General features: G+C 75.0%; 18 protein-coding genes. 10 read left to right on the top strand and 8 right to left on the bottom strand.

Annotation, left to right across the window (positions count from 1 at the left end):
* Positions 1 to 179: 179 nt before the first annotated feature.
* The 3 genes from ACFVGS_RS29700 to ACFVGS_RS29690 all read left to right on the top strand — a co-directional run bounded on the left by ACFVGS_RS29700 (position 180) and on the right by ACFVGS_RS29690 (position 2,262).
* A complete protein-coding gene (locus ACFVGS_RS29700; protein ID WP_384417192.1) occupies positions 180 to 1,163 on the top strand; it encodes a helix-turn-helix domain-containing protein in 984 nt (327 codons plus the stop codon).
* A 92-nt stretch (positions 1,164 to 1,255) separates the two neighbouring features.
* On the top strand, positions 1,256 to 1,693 hold the full coding sequence (locus ACFVGS_RS29695; RefSeq protein WP_385694729.1) for a hypothetical protein: 438 nt from the start codon (positions 1,256 to 1,258) through the stop codon (positions 1,691 to 1,693).
* A gap of 86 nt (positions 1,694 to 1,779) precedes the next feature.
* A complete protein-coding gene (locus tag ACFVGS_RS29690) occupies positions 1,780 to 2,262 on the top strand; it encodes a DUF456 domain-containing protein (RefSeq protein WP_384417187.1) in 483 nt (160 codons plus the stop codon).
* Between the two features lie 728 nt (positions 2,263 to 2,990).
* Here the strand turns inward: ACFVGS_RS29690 and ACFVGS_RS29685 are convergent.
* From ACFVGS_RS29685 to ACFVGS_RS29675, 3 genes are all read right to left on the bottom strand, one after another.
* Entirely contained in the window at positions 2,991 to 4,409 is a 1,419-nt protein-coding gene (locus ACFVGS_RS29685; protein WP_385694726.1) for a DNA-3-methyladenine glycosylase 2 family protein, read from the bottom strand.
* A gap of 97 nt (positions 4,410 to 4,506) precedes the next feature.
* Positions 4,507 to 5,634, bottom strand: coding sequence for a ribosome small subunit-dependent GTPase A (gene rsgA, locus ACFVGS_RS29680; protein ID WP_385694724.1), 1,128 nt, complete (start codon positions 5,632 to 5,634; stop codon positions 4,507 to 4,509).
* Between the two features lie 223 nt (positions 5,635 to 5,857).
* Positions 5,858 to 6,682 carry an SDR family NAD(P)-dependent oxidoreductase gene (locus ACFVGS_RS29675; RefSeq protein WP_384417179.1) on the bottom strand — a complete coding sequence of 275 codons (825 nt, stop codon included), beginning with the start codon at positions 6,680 to 6,682 and terminating at the stop codon, positions 5,858 to 5,860.
* 150 nt (positions 6,683 to 6,832) lie between these two features.
* On the opposite strand from ACFVGS_RS29675, the gene ACFVGS_RS29670 reads away from it, so the two are divergent.
* Entirely contained in the window at positions 6,833 to 7,306 is a 474-nt protein-coding gene (locus tag ACFVGS_RS29670; RefSeq protein WP_384417176.1) for a VOC family protein, read from the top strand.
* Here the strand turns inward: ACFVGS_RS29670 and ACFVGS_RS29665 are convergent.
* Positions 7,255 to 7,980 (bottom strand): helix-turn-helix domain-containing protein, encoded by a 726-nt coding sequence (locus ACFVGS_RS29665; protein WP_384417173.1) that lies wholly within the window; start codon positions 7,978 to 7,980, stop codon positions 7,255 to 7,257. The two genes, ACFVGS_RS29670 and ACFVGS_RS29665, sit on opposite strands and share 52 nt — an antisense overlap.
* An 88-nt stretch (positions 7,981 to 8,068) precedes the next feature.
* On the opposite strand from ACFVGS_RS29665, the gene ACFVGS_RS29660 reads away from it, so the two are divergent.
* The 4 genes from ACFVGS_RS29660 to ACFVGS_RS29645 are packed head-to-tail and all read left to right on the top strand — an operon-like array spanning position 8,069 to position 15,223.
* Positions 8,069 to 8,803 carry a CU044_2847 family protein gene (locus tag ACFVGS_RS29660; RefSeq protein ID WP_385694720.1) on the top strand — a complete coding sequence of 245 codons (735 nt, stop codon included), beginning with the start codon at positions 8,069 to 8,071 and terminating at the stop codon, positions 8,801 to 8,803.
* Entirely contained in the window at positions 8,800 to 10,641 is a 1,842-nt protein-coding gene (locus ACFVGS_RS29655; RefSeq protein WP_385694717.1) for a trypsin-like peptidase domain-containing protein, read from the top strand. The genes ACFVGS_RS29660 and ACFVGS_RS29655 overlap by 4 nt, the downstream gene beginning before the upstream one ends.
* A gap of 36 nt (positions 10,642 to 10,677) precedes the next feature.
* Positions 10,678 to 11,715 carry an AAA family ATPase gene (locus ACFVGS_RS29650; RefSeq protein WP_385694714.1) on the top strand — a complete coding sequence of 346 codons (1,038 nt, stop codon included), beginning with the start codon at positions 10,678 to 10,680 and terminating at the stop codon, positions 11,713 to 11,715.
* On the top strand, positions 11,705 to 15,223 hold the full coding sequence (locus ACFVGS_RS29645; protein WP_385694711.1) for an SAV_2336 N-terminal domain-related protein: 3,519 nt from the start codon (positions 11,705 to 11,707) through the stop codon (positions 15,221 to 15,223). The genes ACFVGS_RS29650 and ACFVGS_RS29645 overlap by 11 nt, the downstream gene beginning before the upstream one ends.
* A gap of 183 nt (positions 15,224 to 15,406) precedes the next feature.
* Here the strand turns inward: ACFVGS_RS29645 and ACFVGS_RS29640 are convergent, their stop codons facing one another.
* Positions 15,407 to 16,531, bottom strand: coding sequence for a YihY/virulence factor BrkB family protein (locus tag ACFVGS_RS29640; protein ID WP_384417159.1), 1,125 nt, complete (start codon positions 16,529 to 16,531; stop codon positions 15,407 to 15,409).
* 17 nt (positions 16,532 to 16,548) lie between these two features.
* Between ACFVGS_RS29640 and ACFVGS_RS29635 the strand changes: the two genes are divergently transcribed.
* Together ACFVGS_RS29635 and ACFVGS_RS29630 are read left to right on the top strand one after the other, a co-directional pair.
* Positions 16,549 to 18,201, top strand: a complete 1,653-nt coding sequence (locus ACFVGS_RS29635) for an acyl-CoA dehydrogenase family protein (RefSeq protein WP_384417156.1) — start codon at positions 16,549 to 16,551, stop codon at positions 18,199 to 18,201.
* A gap of 378 nt (positions 18,202 to 18,579) precedes the next feature.
* Complete coding sequence (locus ACFVGS_RS29630) at positions 18,580 to 19,881, top strand: GAF domain-containing protein (RefSeq protein ID WP_385694706.1); 1,302 nt, start codon at positions 18,580 to 18,582, stop codon at positions 19,879 to 19,881.
* Between the two features lie 3 nt (positions 19,882 to 19,884).
* Here the strand turns inward: ACFVGS_RS29630 and ACFVGS_RS29625 are convergent, their stop codons facing one another.
* The 3 genes from ACFVGS_RS29625 to ACFVGS_RS29615 all read right to left on the bottom strand — a co-directional run bounded on the left by ACFVGS_RS29625 (position 19,885) and on the right by ACFVGS_RS29615 (position 24,065).
* On the bottom strand, positions 19,885 to 20,928 hold the full coding sequence (locus tag ACFVGS_RS29625; protein ID WP_385694703.1) for a hypothetical protein: 1,044 nt from the start codon (positions 20,926 to 20,928) through the stop codon (positions 19,885 to 19,887).
* 99 nt (positions 20,929 to 21,027) lie between these two features.
* Entirely contained in the window at positions 21,028 to 21,996 is a 969-nt protein-coding gene (locus tag ACFVGS_RS29620) for a carbohydrate kinase (RefSeq protein WP_385694700.1), read from the bottom strand.
* 32 nt (positions 21,997 to 22,028) lie between these two features.
* On the bottom strand, positions 22,029 to 24,065 hold the full coding sequence (locus tag ACFVGS_RS29615; RefSeq protein ID WP_385694697.1) for a glycoside hydrolase family 32 protein: 2,037 nt from the start codon (positions 24,063 to 24,065) through the stop codon (positions 22,029 to 22,031).
* Positions 24,066 to 24,164 lie beyond the last annotated feature (99 nt).

Raw genomic sequence — 24,164 nt, 5'->3', positions numbered from 1 at the left:
TGTTGGTGCTGCGGTGGCGCCACATTGGCAGAGGTGAGGGTGGTGCAGGCAGGATGGGCACGGCGGGAATGCGCCGTGGCCGATTCCCGCCAGTGCACCAACGGAACGAACACGTCCGCCGGTCTTCCGGGAAATGTCCCGGGTCGTCCGGGGACGTCCGCGCGAGGGGTGGGACAGCGATGCTGGCAGCGATAGGTCTCGACGAACGGCAGGAATCCGCCTACCGCGCCCTGGTCGCCATGGGCGCGGCCGAGGTCTCCGACCTGGCCCATCGACTCGCCCTCCCGGAGGGCGACACCGAGCGGGCGCTGCGCCGGCTGGAATCTCAGGGCCTGGCGGCCCAGTCCTCGGCGCGCACCGGCCGCTGGGTCGCGGCACCGCCCGGCGTCGCGCTCGGCGCGCTGCTCACCCAGCAGCGGCACGAACTGGAGCAGGCGGAACTGGCGGCGGCGCTGCTCGCCCAGGAGTACCGGGCGGAGGCCACCGAGCCGGCCGTGCACGACCTGGTCGAGGTGGTGACGGGCGCGAGCGCCGTCACCCACCGCTTCCTCCAGCTGCAGCTCGGCGCGACCGACGAGGTGTGCGCGCTGGTGACGGGCAAGCCGATCGCCGTGAGCGGCGTGGAGAACGAGGCCGAGGCCCTGGCCGCCGAACGGGGCGTGCGCTACCGCGTCGTCATCGAGCGGGAGGTGCTCGCCCAGCCGGCGGGCCTCGGCGAGCTGTCCGCGGCGCTCGGCCGGCACGAGCAGATCCGGGTGGTGGACCGGGTGCCGACCAAGCTGGTGGTGGCGGACCGCACGCTCGCCATGGTCCCGCTCACCGGCCGCGGCGCCGAGCCGGCCGCCCTCGTCGTGCACGCGAGCGGGCTCCTGGAGTCGCTGATGGGCCTGTTCGAGTCCGTCTGGCGGGACGCCCTGCCGCTGCGGCTCGGCGCGGGCGCGCAGGTCACGGAGGACGAGGTCCAGGGCCCGGACCCGACCGACCTGGAGATCCTCAGCCTGCTGCTCGCCGGCATGACGGACGCGAGCGTCGCCAAGCAGCTGGACCTGGGCCTGCGGACGGTGCAGCGGCGGGTGAAGGGCCTCATGGAACTGACCGGGGTGACGACCCGGCTGCAGCTGGGCTGGCACGCGTACGAGCGCGGATGGGTGGCCCGCCGCTGAGGCGGCCCGGCCCCTGTGGCAAGGTGAGCGCCCGGTTTCCCCTGCGGCGGGGGCCCCGCCCCTCCGCACCTCACCCTTCTGGAGCACCACCCATGAACGGACGGCGCCGCCGCGCCCTGCTGGCCACCGTCACCCCGATGCTGGAGCCCGGCGAGCGGGTCGAGGTCACCTCGCTCGTCAACCTGAGCACGGTCTCGGTGCGCCGCACCGCCGCGTTCGGCATCGCGTCGGCGATCGCCAGCGGCGGCTCGATGTCGGTGATCCCCGCGCCGACGCCGATGTACCTCGCGATGACCGACCGCCGGATCTTCATCTTCCGGGCGGACCCGATGTTCGCGAAGCCCGTCGAGCACACGATGACGATCGCGCGGGAGGGGCTGTTCCGCTCCGAGATCAAGGAACGGATCCTCAACTCCTCCTTCGTGCTCTCCTCGCCGTACAGCGAGACCTCCCTGAAGATCATCTTCCCGCTGATCGACCGCAAGGCGCGCAACCAGGTCGCCGCCGCGCTACCGCTGGCCACCGGCTGACCGCTCCCCCCGGCCCGCCTCGCCCCGCGTCCCCCGCCCGTCGGCCTTGACCTGCGAGAACACCGGCGGTCCTGCACCCTTGGCAGATGGGTGTGTGGCAGCTCCTGCTGATCGCGATGGTGATGCTGCTCGGCCTGTTCGGGGTCCTGACGCCCGGCGTGCCGGGGACGTGGCTGGTGTGGGCGGCGATGCTGTGGTGGTCGCTGCACGAACAGACCGGCCTCGCCTGGATCCTCCTCGTCTCCTCCACCGGACTGCTGCTGCTCACCCAGGTGGTCGTCTGGCAGCTGCCGCCCCGGCGCTTCCGGGGCGTGGGCATCACCCGCCGGATGGTGGCGTACGCGGGCGTGGGCGCGTTCCTGGGCTTCTTCCTGATCCCGGTACTCGGCGCGATCCCCGGCTTCGTGGGCGGCATCTACCTCTCGGAACGGCTCCGCCTGGGCGGCCACGGCCAGGCCAGGGCGGCCACCCGCACGGTGATGCGGGCGGCGGGGACGAGCGTGCTCGTGGAACTCTTCGCGTGCCTGCTGATCGTGGGGGCATGGGCGGGCGCGGTGATCTGGGGCTGAACGGGGCGGGGCCGGGCGAGCCCGGCGGTCGCGAGACCCGTGGGGGCTGAGCCGTCCGAGCGGTGCGGGCGGCCGGGGTGGGGCCCTACACCCCTGGTGGGCCGAGGCCGGTGGGGCCGTGCCCGCGCGGGGCCGACACCCGGGGTGGCCGAGGCCGGTGAGACCGTGCCCGCGCGGGGCCGACACCCGGGGTGGCCGAGGCCGGTGCGGCCCCGTCCGCGCGGGGCCCGACACCCGTGGGCGGCCGAGGGCGGTCGGGACCCCTCCGGGTCGACTCCTCGGGGGCGGCGGCCTTGGGTCCGGTCGAAGGAGCCGTCCCGAAGCCGCCACCCCCTGCGGGGACGACCCTGCACGGCCCCTCCGTCGGCTCTCCGCCGGTGGTCGGCGCCTGCACGGCGGGGAGCCTCCGCCACGGACGGCGGTCAGACGCAGGAGGGGCCGTGCAGGGGTGTCCCCGCAGGGCGTGGCGGCTTCGGGACGGCTCCGTGGGCAGGACCAGCGGCCGCCACGCCCGAGGAGTCACCCCGGAGGGGCCCCGACCGCCGTCAGCCCCCACGGGGTTGGTCCCACCGGGGGCACTGTCCCGACCGTCTCGGCCCCCACGGGGTTGAGGTTCCCCCGGAGGGGCACTGCACCGGCCGCCTCGGCCCCACGGGCTGGTTCCACGGGCGCACCGCAGCGGCCGCCTCGGCTCCCGCAGCCACGGGCTCGCCGCGGTGGCGGTGGCGTCAGGTGCGACGCAGGTAGTGGGTCGCGTACGAGCGCCAAGGGCGCCATTCCTGGCGGTCCGGGAGGCCTTCCGGGGCCACGTCCGGGTCGCCGAGGGCGCGCATGCGGATGGCGGCGCGGGCCTGCGGGCCGACTCCGGGGACGGCGGACAGCGCCGCCGCCGACGCCTCGCGGTCGGCGCCCGGGTCGAGACGGAGGGTGCCGTCGGCGAGGGCGGTGGCGAGCGGGCCCGCAACCGGGTGGGCGGTCAGCGCGGAAGGCTCGGGGAAGACGTGGGTGAGGCTGCCGCAGGGCGTCTCCAGCGGCGTGCCGTGGCGCTCGACGAGCCGTACGGCCTCCTCGGGGCCGACGACCGTCCGTACGGCGAACTCCTCCGGGTCGGCCGCGCCCGGCGACCGGACGCCCGGCCGCGCCGCGACCTCGGCCGCCAGGTCCGGGTCCGCGCCGAGGCGGTCGGCGACGGCGTACGGGTCGGCGTCGAGGTCGAACAGCCGGCGCAGCCGCTGGACGGCGGTGGTGAGGTCGCGCAGCTCGGTGAGGTGGATCCGGGCCTCCAGCCAGCCGCCGCCCCGGCCGGGCGTGCGCTCGTCGACGGAGACGACGCCGGTGCCGTAGGGCAGGCGGAGCGTACGCCGGTAGGTGCGGGCGCCGGGCGCCCCGACGACCTCCTCGACGCCCGGGAGGGCCTCCGCGGCGAGCAGGTCGAACACCTCGCCCGCCGCGTACGGCCCCCGGTGCGCGAGCCGCAACGGCACTCCGGCGGCGAGCGCCGTGCGGGGGCCCGCGCCGGTGCCGGACTCGGCGCGCAGTTCGGTGGGCGTGCGGGCGTAGACGGCGCGGATGGTGTCGTTGAACTGGCGCACACTCGCGAATCCGGCCGCGAACGCGATCTCGGTGACCGGCAGCCCGGTGGTCTGCAGCAGCAGTCGCGCGGTGTGCGCCCGCTGGGCGCGGGCGAGCGCGACGGGCCCGGCGCCGAGCTCGGCGGTGAGCTGCCGCTGCACCTGCCGGGCGCTGTAGCCGAGCCGGCCGGCGAGCCCGGGCACGCCCTCGCGGTCCACGACGCCGTCGCCGATCATCCGCATGGCGCGGCCGACCACGTCCGCCCGGACGTTCCACTCGGCCGAGCCGGGCACGGCGTCCGGCCGGCAGCGCCGGCAGGCGCGGAAGCCGTGGCCCTGGGCGGCCGCGGCGGTCGGGTAGAAGCTGACGTTGTGCCGCTTGGGGGTGACGGCCGGGCAGCTGGGCCGGCAGTAGATCCCCGTGGTGGACACGCCGAAGAAGAAGACGCCGTCGAAGCGGGCGTCCCGGCTGCTGACCGCCTGGTAGCGGGTGTCCTCGTCGAGGAGGGCACCCGCCACCGCCGTGCCCGCGCCCGTGTCCGCCGTTGTTCCCGCGTCCGCCGCAGTGTCCGCCATTGCTCCAGTGTGCGGGAGCACGAGGGGCGTGGCTGGCGGTTTTCGGACACGGGGTTGGACGGCCCAGGACGCGGGTCCGCTACCGGGCGCGGGCCCGTTACCGGGCGCGGCCGCGCTTGGCCTCCAGCGCCGCGCGGCCCGCCGCGCCCTTGCGCTTCCAGTCCTTGAGGATCTCGGCCCGGAGCCGGGCGTCGGTCTTGGCCACCAGGCGCTGGTTCTCGCGCAGCAGCTTGCGGTAGCTGTCGAGGCGGCGCTCGGGCAGGGTGCCGTCGGCGATGGCGGCGGTGACGGCGCAGCCGGGCTCCGACTCGTGGGCGCAGTCGTGGAAGCGGCAGTCGGCCGCGAGGTCCTCGATCTCGGCGAAGACCTGGCCGACCCCGGCCTCCGCGTCCCACAGTCCGACACCGCGCAGGCCCGGCGTGTCGATGAGCACGCCGCCGCCGGGAAGGACGAGCAGATTGCGGGTGGTCGTGGTGTGCCGGCCCTTGCCGTCCACCTCACGCGCCGCCTGGACGTCCATGACGTCCTCGCCGAGCAGGGTGTTCGCGAGGGTCGACTTTCCGGCGCCGGAGACGCCGAGCAGCACGCTGGTCCCGCTCGCGGCCACCGCGCGGAGCACGTCGACGCCCTCCCCGGTGAGGGAGCTGACGGGCAGCACCTGGACGCCGGGGGCGACCGTCTCGACGTCCTCGACCAGGTAGGACAGACCGACCGGGTCGGGCACCACGTCGGCCTTGCTGAGCACGACGAGCGGCTGCGCGCCGGACTCCCAGGCCAGCGCCAGGAAACGCTCGATGCGCCCGAGGTCGAGTTCGACGGCGAGCGAGACGGTGATGATCGCGTGGTCCACGTTGGTGGCGAGGACCTGGCCCTCGGACCGCTTGGACGAGGTGGAGCGCGCGAAGGTGGTCCGGCGCGGCAGATACGCCCGTACGTAGCGCGGATCGCCGGCGCCCTCGGCGTCGACGGCCGCCCAGTCGCCGGTGCAGATCACCCGCAGCGGGTCGTGCGGGGTGACGAACGCCGTGTCGGCGCGCACGATCCCCTCGGCCGTGACGAGGTCGCACTGCCCGCGGTCGACCCGGACGACCCGGCCGGGAAGCAGACCCTGCGCCGCGTACGGGGCGAACTCGGCCGCCCACGCGTCGTCCCAGCCGTACGCGCGCAGCGCGGCGGTCGAGGTGGAGTTGGAGAGAGAAGAAGTGGAGAGAGAAGAGGAGGACAAGGGGAACCCTTCACAGGGTGGCCCCGGCGCGCTGCGCTCGCAGCTGCTGGTGGAAGACGTCAGCCGGTGGCCACGGAGGTGGAATGGACGATCATCTGGTTGCGGGCACGGCCCTTCGTGACGACAGCCATCGGTCACACCTCCTGGTCACAGCGGTCTTCGACACCGCGGTCTTCGCGATGTGACCCCACCGTAGCGGGGCCCTTCCACCGGCGCCACGGATTTATCTCCGGACCAGGCGGTCCGTCAGTTCCATGAGGCGGGCGCGGGCGTCGGTGTCGTACGCCTGCTCGTGGGCGCGGGTGTCGGTGAACCGGTCGAAGTACCGGCCGGTGGTGCCGGCGAGAGCCGGGTCGAGGAGCAGCCGTACGGTCGGACGGACGCCTTCCTCGGTGCCCACTTCCGGCGTGAACCCGTACGCGCGCACGGCCGGGGTGTCCATCAGATGGGCCGGGTGCAGGGTGTTGACGGTGACTCCGGTGCCGTCGAGTTCGGCGGCGAGCTCGAAGGTGGCCATGATCAGGGCCAGTTTGCTGCGGCAGTAGGCGCGCAGGCCCTCGTAGTCCCGCTCCAGCATGACGTCGTCGAAGTCGACGGTCTCCTGGCCGATCGAGGCCACGTTCACGACGCGGGCCGGGGCCGAGGCGGTGAGCAGTGGCAGCAGGCCGCGGGTGAGGGCGTAGGGCGCCAGGTGGTTGACGGTGAAGCGGAGTTCATGGCCCTGCGGAGTCAGCTCGCGGACCAGCGGACGCGAACCACCGCCCGCCACCGCGTTGTTGACGAGACCGTCGAGGTGCGGTTCGGCGGCGCGGATCCGGTCCGCGAGCGCGTGCACCTGGTCGAGGTCGGACAGGTCGGCGAGGTAGGTGCGGACGGTGGTGCCGGGATGGGCGGCCCGGGCCTCGGCGGCCACCGCGTCGAGGCGGCCGGGGTCGCGGCCGTGCAGCAGCAGGGTGCCGCCGCGCGCGGCGAGGTCGAGGGCGAGGGCGTGGCCCATGCCGGACGTGGCGCCGGTGATCAGGGTGGTGCGGTGCTCGTGCTGTTCCATGCCGGTCAGCCTGGCAGCACCGGCACGGGGCAGGGAGGGCGTGCCGCACCTGGTGTTCGTACCACCAGGCTGGGCCCCGGGTGCCGGTCCCGACCGCGCGTGTCCGATCCGTACAAGACGGACCGGCGGCGGGACTCCTAGCGTGCGGACATGACTACGAACCGCTCCACGCCCTCCGCTGTTCCCGCTCCCTCCCCCTCGCCCCGGCTGGACGTCGTCGGTCTCGTCACCGCCGACATGGCCGCCTCCCTCGCCTTCTACCGGCTGCTCGGCCTGGACGTCGCTCCCGGCGCGGAGAGCGCCCCGCACGTGGAGGTCACCCTGCCCGGCGGCCTGCGGGTCCTGTGGGACACCGAGGACGTCGTCAGGTCCTTCGACCCCGCCTGGACCCGCCCGGCGACCGGCGGCGACCGCGTCGCGCTCGCCTTCCGCTGCGCGGACCCGGCCCAGGTCGACGCGGTCTACGAGACGCTGACGGCGGCCGGGCACCGTGGTCACCTCAAGCCCTGGGACGCCGTGTGGGGCCAGCGGTACGCGGTGGTGCTCGACCCGGACGGGACGGGCGTCTCGCTCTACGCGGACGCGGGGGAAGCGGCGGGCGCGGCGGACGCCGAGTCCCTGTAGGCCGTCAGCGTCATGCCCGTCAGGGACCGCATCTCGCGGGCCAGATGGGCCTGGTCCACGCAGCCCGCGCGGTACGCCGCCTCCGCGTACGGCACGCCCGCGCTCACCAGCGCGAGGGCCCGTTGCAGCCGCAGGATGCGGGCCAGGGTCTTCGGCCCGTAACCGAAGGCCGCGAGCGAGCGCCGGTGCAGCTGGCGGACGCCCAGCCCCACCTCGTCCGCGGCGGTGCCGACGGGTACGCCCGCCCGCAGCCGGGCCGCGACGGTCCGCAGCAGCGGATCGGGGGCGGGCGCGTCGGCGGCGCGGCGCAGCACCAGAGCCTCCAGGGCGGCGGCACGGTCGGCCGCGCCGCTGACCCGGCCGGCGAGCCGGCGGGCCGTGCGGGCGCCCCACAGATCGGCGAGGTCGACGCGCTCGTCGCGCAGCGCGCTCGCGTCGGTGCCGAGCACGGCGGGCGCCTGGCCGGGGGCGAAGCGCACGCCCGTGTAGTGGGCGGCGGGGCTGACGGGGACGTACGCCGACGTGTCGGGGCCCGCGACGAGCAGCCGGCCGTCCGCCCAGATCAGGTCCATGCAGCCGTCGGGCAGGACCGGGCGGCTGCCCGGATCCGCCGGGCCGGTGGCCCGGGTCCAGACGACCGCTCCGGCGAGCCGGGCGGGGCGTTCCTCGTACACGTCCCCAGGGTAGGCGGATCCGCTGACACCGGCCTGGTGGTCGGCCAGAATGGTGCCTCAGCCAACTGTCCGGCGCACGGGGGTCGTTGTGAACACACTGATGGAGTTCGGCACGGGGAGCGGCGCGGTCCTGGTGGAGGCGGACGGCCCTCAGCCGGGTGCCAGGCCGGTGGCGCGGGTCGGCAACTCACTCGTCCGGGCCGGGCAGACGCTGGACGAGGCGCTCGTCGGGATCCGTACGGCGGCCGAGTCGGCGCTGGCGGTGTTCCGCGACGGCGCGCTGCGGCCGGACGGGGTGGAGCTGGAGTTCGGGGTGAAGTTGTCGGCCGAGGCGGGCGCCGTGATCGCCAAGACGGCGGTCGAGGGCCATCTCGTGGTGCGGCTCTCCTGGTCCCCGGACGGCCAGGGCACCCGGGCCACGGTCTCGGCCCAGGAGCAGGCCGCCGGGCAGGGGCGGACCGCCGAGACCGGATCTGCCGGCGGGCGGGACCAGGCCGCCGAGTCCGGACCTTCCGCCGGGCCGCGCCAGGCCGCCGAGTCCGGACCTTCCGCCGGGCCGCGCCAGACCGCCGAGACCGGACCTTCCGCCGGGCCGCGCCAGACCCCCGAGTCCGGACCTACCGCCGGGCTGGGCCAGACCGCCGAGTCCGGACCTTCCGCCGAGCCGCGCCAGGCCGCCGTGGCCGGACCGGCCGCCGTGGCCGGACCGGCCGCCGGGCCGGACCAGGCCGCCGGGCCGGGCCAGGCCGCCGGGCGGGAGCACGCCGCCGCACCGGAACAGGCCGTCGAGGCGGGTGACGGCGCGCCGGCCGGCGCGCGATGACGCCCTCGCCCGCCTGGCACGTGCGCGTCGAGCACGCGGGCGAGGTCCTGGGCGCCGGCTTCCTGGTCTCCGCCGACACCGTCCTCACCTGCGCCCATGTGGTCCAGGAGGTGGAGCACGTCACCCTCCGCTTCCCCGGCGCGCAGGGCCTCGGTGAACTCGCCGCCCGGGTCGCGGTGCGCGGTCCGTGGGGCGGTCGGCCGACCGACGTCGGCGACGTCGCCGTACTGGCGCTCGACCGGCCGGTGGCCGTGCAGCCGGTCGCGTTCGCGGAGCCCGACGGCGCGCGGGAGGTGCACGAGCCGCCGCGGCTCGTGGCGTACGGCTTCCCCGACGGGTACGGGTGGGAGGGCGCCCAGACCGAGCTGCGGGTGACGGCGGCCGGGCAGCTGATCCACGACGAGTGGAACCAGGCCGAGTACTGGTCGGGACAGGGCCAGGAGCCGTCGTACGGCTTCAGCGGGTCCGCCGCGATGCGGGCGGCCGACGGGACGGTGGTCGGCATGGTCGCCTCGTACGACCCGGCGGTCCGCAACGCGCGGATCATCCCCGCCCGGGTGCTCGCCCGGCACGTGCCGGCCCTCGCCGACCTGGTGCCGACGCCGGGCTGCTCGGCCGGAGAGAAGCGCCGGCTGCGGGAGCTCGTGGAGCTGGCCGAGCGGGCCGGCCCGCTGCCGGTGCCGGTGGAGCGGCTGCTGCTCGCGGCGGCGGGCCGGCTCGGTCTCGTCCCTCCGGCGACCGCGCCGGCCGGCCTGTGGCAGGGAGTGTGGCACCTGCTGACCGAGAGCCCGCCCACCGCCGGCCGGGTCCCGCTCGCCGAACTCGCCGTGCGCATCGCGGACGTGGTGACCGACGGGGAATTACGGCGGGCCTTCCGTTCCTGGGCGCGCGAGCACCGCGCCCGCCACGAGGTGCCGACGCCGTTCCCGGCGCTCCCGTACGAGGACGAGCCCCGGCACGAGGCCGCGCCGGACGCTTCGCACGGCGGCGCCCGCGACCGGGACTCCGCCGCGGTGGACGGGCCCGGTGCCCGGCTGCCCTGGGCGCCGATCCTGGTCGAGGTGCGACGCAGCGGCGCCGACGGCAGCACGGTGATCGCCGAGGTGTCCGTCTACCGGGGCGGTGCCCGGGTGCTGGTGAGTGAACGGCGGGTCACCGCGGGGCGGTTGCGCGGGTGGGTCCTGGACCGGATCGACGAGGCGTACGAGGAGATCACCGACGGCCGCCCGCTGATCGCCTTCGCGCTGCCGCGGTCCTGGTTGAACAAGGACGTGGACCAGTGGACCCGCAGGCGCGGCAAGGAGCCGCCGCTAGGCTGCAGTTCGCCGGTGGTCGTGCTCGACCACGACCGGCGGTCGAAGGGCCGCCAGCAGTTCGCGCTGAAGCGGGTGTGGGAGGAGCTGGACCGGCAGGACGGCTCGCCGCTGCACCGGGTCGCCTGCTCCACCTCGCAGGGGGCGGCGCAGCTCTCGGTCCTCCTTCAGGACGTGCGCGGCCCGGTGGGCTTCTCCCGCCCGCCGACGGCGTCCCGGGAACGCACCCTGTACGGCGCCGCCCTGGACGCGCCGGCGCCGATCGTGCTGTGGCCGCGCAACGGCTGCCCGCCGGGCGGTCCGTGCACGGGCGGCTGCGCGGGCACCGGCTTCCTGGACCGGATCGCGGAGCGGATCTCCCGGCTGCCTCCGGGCGAACTCCCCGACGTGGTGTTCCGGTTGCGCAAGGAGGCCTTCCTCCATGAGGGTCCGGAGCCGCACTGGGCGGCGCAGGTGTCCCTCGTCTGGGAGGACCCGCGCCGGTTCCCCGACGTCCGGCCCCTGAGCCACTCCCCCGTCGGCTGAACGCCCTTCCCGTAACCGTCCCTTGGAGCAGCAGGCATGTCCCTCTGGCCCGTCTACACCGGATCCAGCGCGCCGCACGACGGCATCGACGCGCTGCCCGCGCCCCCGCCGTGGCGCGCGTTCGACGGCGGGCCGCCGCTGCCGCCGGCCCGGGACGAGGACGCCGACGGCGGCGCGCCGGGCCGGGTGCACCGGGCGCGCACCTACCAGCCGACGCCCGAGACGGTGCAGCTGGTCAACGCGGCGCTGTACCTGCGGCGGCCACTTCTGGTCACCGGTCCGCCGGGCAGCGGCAAGTCGAGCCTGCCCTACGCGGTGGCCCGTGAGCTGGGACTCGGCCGGGTGCTGCGCTGGAACGTCACCAGCCGCACGACGCTCACCGACGGTCTCTACCGCTACGACCCGCTGTCCCGGCTGTACGCGGCGGGCCGGGCCGGTGACATCGGCGGGCCGGACGCCGGGGAGGCGACGGCCGAGGCGTCGATCGAGGACCATCTGCGGCTCGGGCCGCTGGGCACGGCCCTGCTGCCGTACGAGCGGCCGCGTGTCCTGCTCATCGACGAGATCGACAAGTCCGACCTCGACCTGCCCAACGACCTGCTGCACATCCTGGAGGAGGGCCAGTACGAGATCCCGGAACTGGTGCGGGCGGCGCGCTCCCATCCGGTGGCCGAGGTGATGGTGGCCGACTCCGAGGACCGGGTGCCGGTGCGGCACGGTGAAGTGCGTTGCCGGGCCTTCCCGTTCGTGGTCCTGACCAGCAACGGCGAGCGCGAGTTCCCGCCCGCGTTCCTGCGCCGCTGCGTCCGTCTCGAACTGCGCAGGCCGCTGCGCGAGCAGCTGGAGGACATCGTGCGGGCGCACCTCGGAGAGCTCGACGAGCGGGACCACGCGCTCGTGGACACCTTCCTGCGCCGGGGCAGCGCGGGTGAGCTGGCCACCGACCAGCTTCTCAACGCGATCTATCTGACGCGGGCTTCGGGTCTCACGGCGCCGTCGCGGGAGAGCCTGGCGGAGTCGCTGATGCCGTACCTGGGGCGGGCGGCCGACTGCTGGGACGCCGATGACGCCTGACCGACGCCGGGACGGCTCCGGCGCGCTCGCCGCGTTGGCGGGGCTCCTCGGCGAGGCCGGCGGGGATCCGCCGACAGGGCGGGAGCTGGCGGAACTACTCTGGCTGGCTCGGGAGTTGAGTGACGGTGACCGGCCCGGCGCCTCAGAGCCGCCGGAGACGGACCAGGTGACCGTCCACGGCGGGACGGGCCACACGGGCCTGCTCGTCGCCCCGCCCCGACCGGCTCCGCCGCCCGCCACGCCTTCCGGGTCCGCGCGTTCCGTGCCGCCGCCGCCCGCGCCCCGGGTCCCGCTGCACACGCCCGTGCCCGGCCCCGTACCGGAGGCGAGGGAGGCGGGACACGCGCCGCTGCTCGCGCCCGCCCCGCCGATGCTGGCCCGGCCGCTGGCCCTCCAGCGTTCGCTGCGGCCGCTGCGGCGCACGGTGCCGAGCGGCGCCGAGCGGGAGCTGGACGAGGCGGCGACGGCCGACCGGATCGCCGCGCTCGCCGCGCCCGGGTCGGGCCGGCGGCTGTGGCTGCCGGTGCTGCGGCCCCGCCAGGAGCGCTGGCTGCATCTGCGGCTCGTGGTCGACTCCGGTCCGACCATGACGATGTGGCGGCCGCTGGCACGGGAACTGCACACGGCGTTCGCGCAGACCGGTGCCTTCCGCACGCTGGACGTGCTGCGGCTCGGCGAGGACGGCCTGCTGCCGCCGCGCCATCGCGAGCGGGGCCGTACGGCGGTGCTGGTGCTCAGTGACGCGATGGGGCCGCAGTGGCGGGACGGACCGGCGGGGCTGCGCTGGCGCGGGGCGCTCGCCGCGCTGGCCCAGGAGGGCCCGGTGGCGCTGCTCCAGCCGCTGCCCGAGCGGATGTGGCGGCACACCGCCGCGCCCGCCGTGCCGGGCCGGTTCGTCTCGCCGGCCGCCGGCGTGCCGAACACGGCGCTCGGCTTCACTCCGTACGACGGCCCGTCCGGCGCCCTGGACGGGGTGCCGCTGCCCGTGCTCGAACCCTCGGACGTGTGGCTGGGCAACTGGGCGGCACTGGTGGCCTCCCCGTCCGGTGCGGAGGTGCCGGGCGCGGCGGCCTTCGTGCACGTCGACGCGGCGCCGGTCCCGCCGGACGACGAGCTCGCTCCCGCCGAGGCGCACCCCGAGGACCTGGTCCTGCGCTTCCGTGCCCTCGCCTCCCCGCAGGCCTTCCGGCTGGCCGCGCACCTGGCGGTCGGCTCGGCCCATCTGCCGGTGATGCGGCTCGTGCAGGCGGCGATCGAGGAGCGTCCCGAGCCGCGGCACCTGGCCGAGGTCGTCCTGAGCGGCATGCTCCGCGCCGACTCGGGCGGAACCCCCGGCGCGTACGACTTCCGCCCCGGCGTCCGCGAGGTGCTGCTCTCCGCCCTCCCCCGCACCTCCCTGGTCGCCACGGCCCGGCTCCTGTCCAGGGTGAGCGCGGAGGTCGAATCCCGCGCGGGCGCCCTGCCGGGCGAGTTCCGCGCGCTGGTGGAGAGCCTGGAGGGGCGGGGCCCGGACCGGGCGGTGGGCCGGCCGTTCGCGCTGGTGAGCGAGGAGAGCGTACGGCTGCTGCGGGGCCCGGAGCGGCCGGCCCCTCCGGTCGCCTCTCGTCCTGCGCCCGATCCGGAGGTGGCCGAGGCGGTTGCACCGCCCGTGCCCCGGGCCGCCGAGCCCGCGTCCGCGCCGCCGCCGCTCGACCCCGACCGGTACGAGGTGGGGGAGCGGTTGGGCGGCCATGTGGTCCAGGTGTGGCGCGGCTACGACCGGTACCTCCGGCGGGAGGTGGCCCTGTCCTTCTACCCCCTCCCGGCGGGGAGCGGGATCCGGGACACGGTCCTCGACCGCGACCGGGACACGCCTTCCATCGCCTCCACCGCCTCCGCCGACTTTCTGGCCCGCGGCTACCAGGTCGCGGAGCTCCTCGACTTGCATCTGCTCCGGGTGTACGACGCCCTGGTCCTCGACGAAGGCTGCTGTCTCGTCACCGAGCCCCGCCCGGGCCGTTCGCTGCGGCAGGTCCTGGACGAGGCGGGCGGGCCGCTGCCGGTGCCGATGGCCGTGCTGATCGCCCAGGGGATCCTGGGCGGCCTGGTCGTCCTGCACGACGAGACGGGCCTCGCCCACGGCAACCTCACGCCGGAGGCGGTGCTGGGCGTCGGTGTCGGGCCGCTCCGGCTCGCCGAACCCGGTGTGCTCTGGCCGGTCATGGAGGACCACGGCGACCCGGCTCGTACCGCGCGCTACCGGGCTCCCGAGTCGAGGCCTGGCCGGCCGACCGAATACGAGGATCTGTACGCGCTGGGCTGCGTCCTGTACGAGATGCTGACGGGCTCCCTGCCGTCCCCCGGCGTCGATCTGCTCGCCGGCCGGGCGGATCTCCCGGACGCGCTGATCCGTACGGTGGCGAACCTGAGGTCGCGGTCCGCGCGGGAGCGGCGGCGCGGGGCGGTCGCACTCAGCAGTGGCTTCAACGTCTCCGGCTCCCCGCAGTCGTCCCCGCTGGACTTTCGTGTGCTGGGCCCCTTGCGGGTGTCCGTGCGGGGGCGGGAAGTGGACCTCGACGACCGCGACAAGGTGTTCGTCGCGCGGCTGCTGCTGGCGCAAGGAGCCCCCGTCACGGCTGCCCAGATGCGGGAGGCACTGGGCGACGGCCCGCGGGAGGTGGCCGAGGACTGCGTGCGGCGGCTGCTGGACCTCGGGATCGCGGTGGACGTGCGGGAGTCCTCCTACACCCTGCACGTCCCGGACAACGCCCTCGATCTCTCCCGGGCGCTGTCCTACGCCGAGCAGGCCCGTGCCGCCCTGGCCGACGGCGACCGGCGCGCGCTGGCCCGCACGTATCTGACCTCGGCGCTCGCCCTCTGGTACGGGGAGCCGCTCGCCGGCCTCGACGGGGGCGCGTGGGCCGACGGCGAGCGGGCGCTGCTCCAGGGCTGGCGGGCGACGATCGTCGACGATCTGGCCGCCCTGGAGACCACGGAGCCGTCCGAGGGCTCCGCGCCCGCCTCCGCGGGCCGTCTGATCGTCCGTCGGTCCGCGGCGGGTCCCGAGCTGAGTCCCGAGGTCGGCGCGCTGGTCGTCGGGCTGGTGCGGGACTACTCCGGCGAGTTCGGCGGGCTGTCGCAGCCCCGGGCGTCCCACGTGGTCCACGCGCCGATCCCACCGGGGATCAGGCCGGCGGACCTGGTGGGCTGGGTGACTGGGACCTTCCCTCAGGCGCTCGCTGACCGCTTGCCCGCCGGCGCCGCGCTGCCGGTGCGACTGAACGTCGTGGTGCGCGAGGGCGGGGCGTCGCCGGCGACGGCGCTCGCGCTCGTCAGCCACGAGGACCGCACCCCGCTGCCGGAAGGCGCGCTGGTGGCGGTGACGGTGGTGATCTCGCACGAACTGCGGGCCGGGCTGCCGCGGGCCCTGCGCCGGAGCTTCCGTACCATCACGGCGACCGCGGGCGGCCGGCAGCACACGGTGGTGGTCGCGCGGCCGCCCGGTGGCCCGCCCTCGGACCACGACTGACGGCACGACGGACCGCTTCCGGCACCTCGCAGCCCGCCTCTGCGGACGGCCGGTCCCAGCCGCCGGCCCGGCATCGGTGTCGACGTCGATGTCGGCGTCGAAGTGGGCCGTCGATGTCGGTGTCGATGTCGGTGTCGACGTCGATGTGGCGGCTCACCTGACCGCCGCCCGGCCGGCTCGGCCTCAGTCCTTCTCCCGCCCCGCGTGCAGCCGCGCCTTCACGTCGTCCGGCGGCAGGAACCTCGACCACCGTTCCGGGAACTCCGACGGCATGTCCGGGTCGTCCTCGTCGACGTCCTCCTCCTCCGCGCGCAGGCGGGCGACCAGGTCGGCGGCCTGGGCGGCGCGGGCGCGTTCGCTGGCCTCGCGGGCGGCGGCGGTGGCGACGGAGGGCCAGACGCGGTCGATGGCGGCGTTGACGGCGGCGCCGACGAGGACCGCGAAGGCGGAGATGCCGATCCAGAGGAGGACGGCGATGGGGGCGGCCAGGGAGCCGTAGATGGTGGGGCCCTCGACCTGGCTGGTGAGGTAGATGCGGAGGAGGAAGCTGCCGAGGACCCACATGCCGAGGGCGACGAGCGCGCCCGGGATGTCCTCGATCCACGGCGAGCGGACGGGGACGGAGACGTGGTACAGGGTCGTCAGGAAGGCGATGGTGAGGAGGATGACCGTCGGCCAGTACAGGACCGAGACGACTTCCGTGCCCCAGGGGACGAGCTCGACGATGCGGTCGGGGCCGACGACGGCGAGCGGCAGGACGACGGCGCCGATGACGAGGGCGACGATGTAGAGCAGGAAGGCGAGCAGCCGGGTCTTGACGATGCCGCGGTGGCCGTCGAGGCCGTACATCACGGTGATCGTGTCGATGAAGACGTTGACGGCCCGGGAGCCGGACCACAGGGCGATGGCGAAGCCGAGGGAGATCAGTTCGGGGCGTTTGCCCTGGGTGACGTCTTCCAGGAGCGGGCGGGCGATCTCGTTGACGCCCCGGTCGGACAGGACCGTGCGGGCGGCGTGGAGGATGTTCTCCTCGATGCTGGCGACGGTGTCGGTGTTGGTCCACTCGTCGGCGTAGCCGAGGAGGGCGATCAGGCCGAGCAGCAGCGGCGGCAGCGACAGCAGGGTGAAGAAGGCGGCCTCGGCGGCGAGGCCGAGGATGCGGTACTCGATGCACGAGTTGACCGTGTCCTTCAGCAGCAGCCAGACCATCTTCCGCTTGGAGACGTTGCGGTAGAGGACGCGAGCGCGGTGGAGTCTGCTCCAGGGCCGCCGGTCGCGCCGTTCGGGTGTTTCGTTTGCTGCCTGCACCTCCTTACCGTATCGGCATGGAAGCCGGCACCCACACCGTGACCAACCAGGCTCCGCCCCTGGTGGGATACGACATGTTCGCGACCGACCGGGCCCTGGCGGAGGCCGTGGAGCGGCATCTGCCGCCGGAGGTGTACGCGGAGGCCCGCGACGAGCTGACGTCGCTCGGGGTCTCGGCGGGCTCGGCGCAGGCGCAGGAGTGGGGGCGGCTCGCGAACGAGTGCCCGCCACGGCTGCGGACGCACGACCGGTACGGCAACCGGATCGACGAGGTGGAGTTCCCTCCGGCGTGGCACCGGCTGCTCGGCCGCGGGGTGGCGGCGGGTCTCTCGGGTGCGGCGTGGGGCCGTCCGGGTGGTCATGTGCGGCGGGCCGCGGCGTTCGTGCTGGCCTCGCAGGTGGAGGCGGGGCACGGCTGTCCGCTGTCGATGACGCACGCGGCGGTGCCGGCGCTGCGGGCGGAGCCGGAGCTGGCGGCGGCGTGGGAGCCGCTGCTCGCCTCGCGGGTGTACGAGCAGGGGCTGCGGCCGCCGCTGGAGAAGGCGGGCGTGCTGCTTGGGATGGGGATGACGGAGAAGCAGGGCGGCAGTGACGTGCGGGCGAACACCACCCGGGCGGAGCCGCTGGCGGCGGACGGCGAGTACGTGCTGACGGGGCACAAGTGGTTCTGTTCGGCGCCGATGTCGGACGGGTTCCTGGTGCTCGCGCAGGCTCCTGCCGGACCGACCTGCTTCCTCGTGCCCCGGGTGCTGCCCGACGGGACGCGCAACGCCTTCGCGATCCAGCGGCTCAAGGACAAGCTGGGCAATCGGTCGAACGCCTCCGCCGAGGTCGAGTTCGACGGGTCGACGTGGGCGCGCCGGGTCGGTGAGGAGGGGCGTGGGGTGCGCACGATCATCGGGATGGTGGCGGCGACCCGGCTCGACTGTGTGCTGGGCTCGGCCGCGCTGATGCGGCAGGCGGTGGCGCAGGCAGTGCACCACTCCTCGTACCGTCGTGCGTTCGGGGGTCTGCTCGTCGACAAGCCGCTGATGCGCAACGTGCTGGCCGATCTGGCGCTCGAGTCGGAGGCGGCGACGGTGCTCGGGCTGCGGCTGGCGGCGGCGTACGACTCCGACGCGGCCGAGGAGCGGGCGCTGCTGCGGCTCGCGGTGCCGGTGGCGAAGTACTGGGTGACGAAGCGGTGCACGCCGGTGGTGGCGGAGGCGCTCGAGTGCCTGGGCGGGAACGGTTACGTGGAGGAGTCGGGGCTGCCGCGGCTGCTGCGCGAGTCGCCGCTGAACTCGATCTGGGAGGGCGCGGGCAACGTGCAGGCGCTGGACGTGCTGCGGGCGCTCCAGCGGGAGCCGGCGGCGCTGAACGCCTTCCTGACGGAGGTGGGGCGGGCGCGCGGCGAGGACCACCGGCTCGACCGGGCGATCCGGGACCTGCTGACCGAACTGGCCGATCTGGAGGGTGTCGAGGCGCGGGCGCGGCGGCTCACCGAGCGCATGGCTCGGGTGCTCCAGGGCGCGCTGCTGGTGCGGTGGGCGCCGCCGGAGGTGGCGGACGCGTTCTGCGCCTCGCGGCTCGGCGGGGACTGGGGCGCGGCGTTCGGGACGCTGCCGCACACGCTGGACCTGGCGGCGGTGGTGGACCGGGCGCGGCCGGAGCCGCTGTCCGCAGGGTGAGGTCCGCGGGCTCGGTGTCCGCTGTCCGGTGTCCTCGGCCGGATGTCCGCAAGCGGCTGAACGTGCGTGCGGGGAGACCGTCTCCGGGGTGACGGCGGTGCTGTGCCGCGCGCGCCAGGGGTGGACCTGAGGGGGTCGGCACGCGCGGAAAAGCCGAGGGTGGTGCTGCGCCGACACGGCACCACCCTCCGCTTCGACTCCACCCTCTCCCCAGGGGGGCGGGGGTTGCCAGAGTTGCAAGAGGTTGCAGGATTACCGGAAGCAGCCCTCGCGTGACGCTGTGGAGCGGCACGATGGGCGCCGGAACGCACACACAGTGGAGAACCGATACAGCCGATGCAGCACCGATACAGCGCCGTGCGTGGCTGGGAGGGACCGATGAACCGAGCACAGGTCGACCTGAACCGGCTGGCCGGGATGGACGCCGCCAAGGCGACCCGGCTGCTGCACAAGGTCCGCGAGGAGACGCTGGCCGGCCGGAGACCGCCGGTGGCGCCGCGCCCGGTGATCGACGCCTCCTGGCAGCGGATGTTCCGGCTGGGCCTCGACCCGGACCAGAGCACGAGCAGTGTGCTGCTGCAGCGCGACGAACTGGAGGAGCGGCGCCGGTCCTCCGTGCTCGGCGAGGTGATGCGGACCCTCAGCGCGGGACTCGCCGGGATCGCCGACGCCTCCATGCAGATCATGGTGGTGACGGACGAACTGGGCCGGGTGCTGTGGCGGGAGGGCAACCTCGCGGTGATGCGCCAGGCCAACGGGATCTGTCTGGAGGAGGGCGCGGCCTGGAGCGAGCAGACCACCGGGACCAACGCGGTGGGTACGGCACTGGCCATGGGCAAGGCCGTGCAGGTGCACTCGGCCGAGCACTACGTGCACACCCTGCACAACTGGACCTGTGCCGCCGCTCCCGTGCACGACCCGCGCGACCAGCGGCTGCTGGGGATCGTCGACGTGAGCGGGCCGGCGTCCAGTTTCCATCCGGCGACGCTCGCGCTCGTGGGTTCGGTGGCGCAGCTCGCGGAGGCGGAGATGCGGGACCGCCATCTGCGGTCGATCGAGCGGCTTCGCTCGGTGGCCGCGCCCATCCTGTGCCGGGTGGGCGGCCGGGCGATCGCCGTGGACACCCATGGCTGGACGGCGGCGGTGACCGGGATGGCGCCGGTGGACCGGCTCCCGCTGCCCAAGTCCTTCCGGGCGGGCCGGGTGTGGCTGCCCTCGCTCGGCATGTGCGCGGTGGAGCCGCTGCCCGGCGGCTGGCTGCTGCGGGTCCAGGAGGACGCCCGGCCGGCGGACGCCGGCTCGGGCGCGGCGAGCCGGGTGGTGCTGGACCTGAGCCGGCCGCGCCGCTGGACGGTGTCGGTGTCGGGCACGGCCGGCAGCTGGTCGCAGGAGCTGAGTCCGCGCCACGCCGAACTGCTGTATCTCCTCGCCCTGCACCCGGAGGGGCGGACGGCGGCGGAGCTGGCGCAGGACGTGTTCGGCGACCGGACGAGGACGGTGACGGTACGGGCGGAGCTGTCGCGGGTACGGCGCAATCTGGCGGGCGTCCTGGCGCACCGTCCGTACCGCTTCAGCGAGGAGGTCGAGGTGGAGCTGCGCCGCCCCGACCACCCGATGGACCTGCTGCCGCAGTCGACGGCGCCGGCGGTGCTGGCGGCCCGCAGCGGGATGACGGCCTGACGGTCAGGAGGCCGCGAGCTTCTGGAACAGGACGCGGACCGCGTCCTGGTCCGTGACCAGCGGGAGGGTGTCGAAGTACAGCTCCCATGCGCCGTCCGGGCCGAAGCGCTCCACGATGCCGAAGGGGACGTCGGTGCCGTGGGCGTTGGAGACGGTGCCGTGCCACTCGACGTAGGTGGTGGTCGTGCCGACGGCGACCTGGCCCGCCTTGAGCCGGAACGTGCCCGAGCCGAAGAGGCGCTCCAGGTAGGCGCGCTTGCCGGCGTCGGTGGTGAGCGGGGCGCGCAGGCCGGGGCCCATGAGCCGGGCGCCGGCGGAGCGGGCGAGCAGCGCCTCGGTGTCCTCGCCGTTCCAGGCGGCGAGGCGGGCCGGGGCCTCGCCGACGCGGAAGCGGGCGGGCTCCTGGCCGGGGTGGGCCTCGCCGCTGTCGGCGACGCCGGCGAAGAGCGGCGCGGGCGCGTCCTCGGGCAGGGTGTCCTGGAAGAGGACGGCCCGGTCGTAGTAGCGGCGGGCCTGGATCGTGCGGCCCTCGTCGCCGAGGACGTTGCGGGCGATCTGCGGGTAGCCGATGGTGCGGCCGCGCAGGGTGACCTCGTTCCACTGGCCGAACATCACGGTGCTGCCGTCGGCGACCACGTCGGTGCCGCGGTAGCCGAGGCTGGGCGCGAGGCGCAGTGAATTGACGATGGAGGTGCCGATCGCCGTGTGGCCGCGCTGTGCCTTGGCGCCGGCCTCCCAGAGGCTGGCCTCGGGGTCGAAGATGTCGAGGTAGGCCCGGACCCGGGGGTGGCTGACGTCTCCGACGGCGGGCGGGGTGCCGGTGGGGATCTCGCCGAAGGCGATCTGACGCTCCATGAAGGCGCAGGCGTTGGGGTTGACGCGTCCTTCGAGCCGCTCGACCTTGGCGCGGACGGTCGGACAGTTCACCGTGCCGGCGGCCGCGGTGCCGCCCGGCTGCGCCCCCGCCGTCGGAACGGCGACCGCCGCCCCCGCGACGACCGCCGCCGCCACCGCGATGCCCGTCAGTCCGCGTCGACCCGTACCCATGCCGTACCCCTTGTGTCTCGTGCTTCTGGTGCCGGGGGCCGTGGTGCCGTCCCGGTGTGATCACCTTGCCGGGCGGGCGGTGGGGCGGTCGATTACCGCTCAGGTAATGGAGCTGGTCAGCTCGTGTGCGTACGGCGGGTTGGCGCCGCGGACGGCGCAGGTCGCGGCGGCCACGGTGGTGCCGAAGGCGACGGCCTCGCGCAGCAGCGCGGGGGTGAGGGTGTCGAGGCGGCCGCCGAGCGCGCCGGCCTGGTGGAGCCGGTGGAGCAGGCCCGCCGTGAACGCGTCGCCCGCACCGACGGTGTCGACGACCCGGACGGGCGGGGCGGGCACGTGCTCGCGGATTCCGTCGTACGACACGAGCGCGCCGGCGCCGCCGAGGGTGACGACCACGAGCGGGACGCCCAGGCGGTGCCAGGTGTCGCAGGCGGTTTCGGGGGCGAGGCCGGGATGGAGGTGGGCGAGGTCGTCCTCGCTGAGCCGGAGCAGGTCGGCGAGGGCGCACCAGCGCGGGAGGCGGGCCCGGTAGGCGGCGGGGGCGACGAGCAGGGGGCGGACGTTGGGGTCGAGGGAGATCGTGGTGGTGGGGCGGAGCTCGGCGAGGAGTTCCTCGACGGCGGCGGCGCCGGGCGCGCGGACGAGGGCGAGGGAGCCGGTGTGGAGGTGGGCGGGCCGGGCGGCGGCGACGGGCGCGAGTTCGGCGCGGGTCCACTGCCAGTCGGCGGTGTTCTCGGCGTGGAAGGAGTATTCGGCGGCGCCGTCGGGGCCGAGGCCGGCGACGGCCAGCGTGCTGGGTTCGGTGGCGTCGGGGCACAGGTCGGTGCGGACGCCGGACTCGGCGAGGCGGCGGCGGAAGAGTCCGCCGAAGACGTCGCCGGAGAGGCGGGCGACGAGGTGGGTGGGCGTGCCGAGGCGGGCGAGCGCGACGGCGGTGTTCGCGGGCCCGCCGCCCGGCAGGACGTCGAGCCGGAGGCCCGGTCCCTCGGCGGCATCGGTCGCTTGGGGCGCGACGAAGGCGTCGGCGACGCATTCGCCGAGGACGGCCACGGGGCGGCGGGGCGCGGTCATGCGGGGGTGCCTTTCGGTGTGCGGGCGGGTGGTCAGTCGGTGAGCAGGGCCGGCCCGAGCGGGGTGAGGGAGGCGCTGACGAGCCGGATCCGGCCGGTGGGCGCGGTGAACTCGACGGCGTCGGACTCGCGGTAGCGGGGGTAGGCGCGGGCGGTGAGGGCGGCGCCGTCGCCGGTGAAGACCTCGACGGAGGAGCGGTCGATGAGGACGTCGAGGGCGAGGGTGTTGCCGGGGCCGGGTGCGGTGTGGGTGGTGAAGGTGGCGGGGGTTCCGTAGCCGGCGCGGGTAGTGTCGAGGGTGAGGGTGCCGGTGGACTTCTCGTAGCGCAGTTCGGTCGCCTCGGCGGCGGAGGCCTTGAGGCGCAGGGTGACGGTGTCGGCAGTGGTGGCGCCGAGGTCGATGACGGTCTTCAGGCGGGCGCTGTCGCCGCGTCCGATGCGCCAGCTGCCTTGGACGGTCTTGCCGTTCACGGTCGTCGGGGTGCCGGCGGCGAGGGTGTCGGCCTCGGCGACGGGCCGCTGGCCGAGCCGGCCGTCGGCGGTCAGGAAGAGTTCCCGGTGGAGGGCCTGGGCGCCGGCCCAGCCGCCGATCCGGGTGGGTTCCTTGGCGTTCCAGTCGCTCATCCAGGCGGTCATGAGCCGGCGTCCGGCGTCGTCCCGGTAGCTCTGGGCGGCGTAGACGTCGCCGCCGCCGTCGAGGACGCCGTGGCGTTCCGGGGTGAAGCGGCTGCCGTCGTACGCGCCCACGGCGTAGCGCTGCAGCGACTGTCCGCCCTCGTTGGTGGAGTAGAGCAGGACCCACTTGCCGTCGAGCGGGAAGAGGTCGGGGCACTCCCACATCGCGCCGGTGGTGCCGTCGCCCTCGGTGAGGACGCCGCCGTACGTCCAGGTGCGCAGGTCGTCGGAGGCGTAGAGGTGGACCTTGCCGCGGCCGGCGTCGCCGGAGCCGACGGCCATCTTCCAGCGCCCGTCGACGGGGTCGCGGAAGAGCTTCGGATCGCGGAACCCGGCGGAGGAGCCGGGCGGCGCCTGCGCGATGACCTCGGTGCCGGGGCTGAAGGTGACGCCGTCGGTGCTGGTGGCGATCTCGACGGTCTCGGCGGTGGTGCCGGGGCGGGCGGCGGTGTCGGTGAACCGGGTGTACGCGACGGTGAGGGTGCCGTCGTCGTCGACGGCGCTGCCGCTGAAGATCCCGCTGTTGTCGGTGGGGGTCGCCGGGGGCGCCGGGGTGAGGGCGACGGGGAGTTCGCGCCAGTGGACGGCGTCGGGACTGTCGGCGTGCGCCCAGTGCATGGGGCCCCACTTGGGGGCGTCGGGGTAGTACTGGCTGAACAGGTGGTGGCGGCCGCGCCATTGGACGAGCCCGTTGGGGTCGTTGATCCAGCCCTGGTAGGGCGTGTAGTGGTACTGGGGCCGCAGCGGGTCGGCGGCGTGGTCGCGCGGCGCGGTGGGCTGGTTGGCCTGACCGAGCGTGCGGAAGGTGAGGCCGTTGTCGTCGCGTACGGCGGCGTCGCCGACGCGTACGTCGTCGAGGTTGATGTGGCCCCAGCCGCCGGTCTTGCGGTCGACGACCTCGAGGTGGACGGCCTGGCCGCGCCAGGGCGAGGTGTCCCACACGGTGCGTACGTAGGCCTCGTCGTCGGTGCCGGTCTGGGTGAGCAGCCGGGCGCCGTCGGCGTCCCTGACGAGGGCGACGTACAGCCGCTGCGGGTCCCAGCCGCCGGCGACGAGGAAGCCGATGCGGGAAGGGGCGGCGAAGGTCGAGGACTTCAAGGTGCCGGTGGCGTCGTCGCCCGCCGCGGCGAAGCCCCAGAGGTGGTGACCGCCCCGGTGGTGGAAGGGGCCGCCCCAGTAGGTGGTGGCGGTGCTGACCGCGCCGGGCCCGAAGGCGGTGCCTTCGGCGACGGTCCAGCCGGTGAGGTCCCCGGTCTCGAAGCCGGGGTTGACGGGCCCGGCGGCCAGGGTCCGCGTCGTGGCGGCATGGCTGGTCAGGGGGGTCGCGAGGGGGAGGGTCGCGGCGACGAGCGCCGCCGCGAGAAGGGTGGTGTGCGGTGCTTTCCAGCGGCTCATCCGGAAGCCTCCGTTGCCAACTCGTAACGAGTAGGGGGCATTGACGTTGCTCGCCGCGGAGTCCATCATCCTGGCCAGTCGATGTCAACGTTGACATAA

This window comes from Streptomyces sp. NPDC127114, from assembly GCF_042677525.1.
Classification (GTDB): domain Bacteria; phylum Actinomycetota; class Actinomycetes; order Streptomycetales; family Streptomycetaceae; genus Streptomyces.
This window is presented reverse-complemented; position numbering and strand designations above follow the sequence as displayed.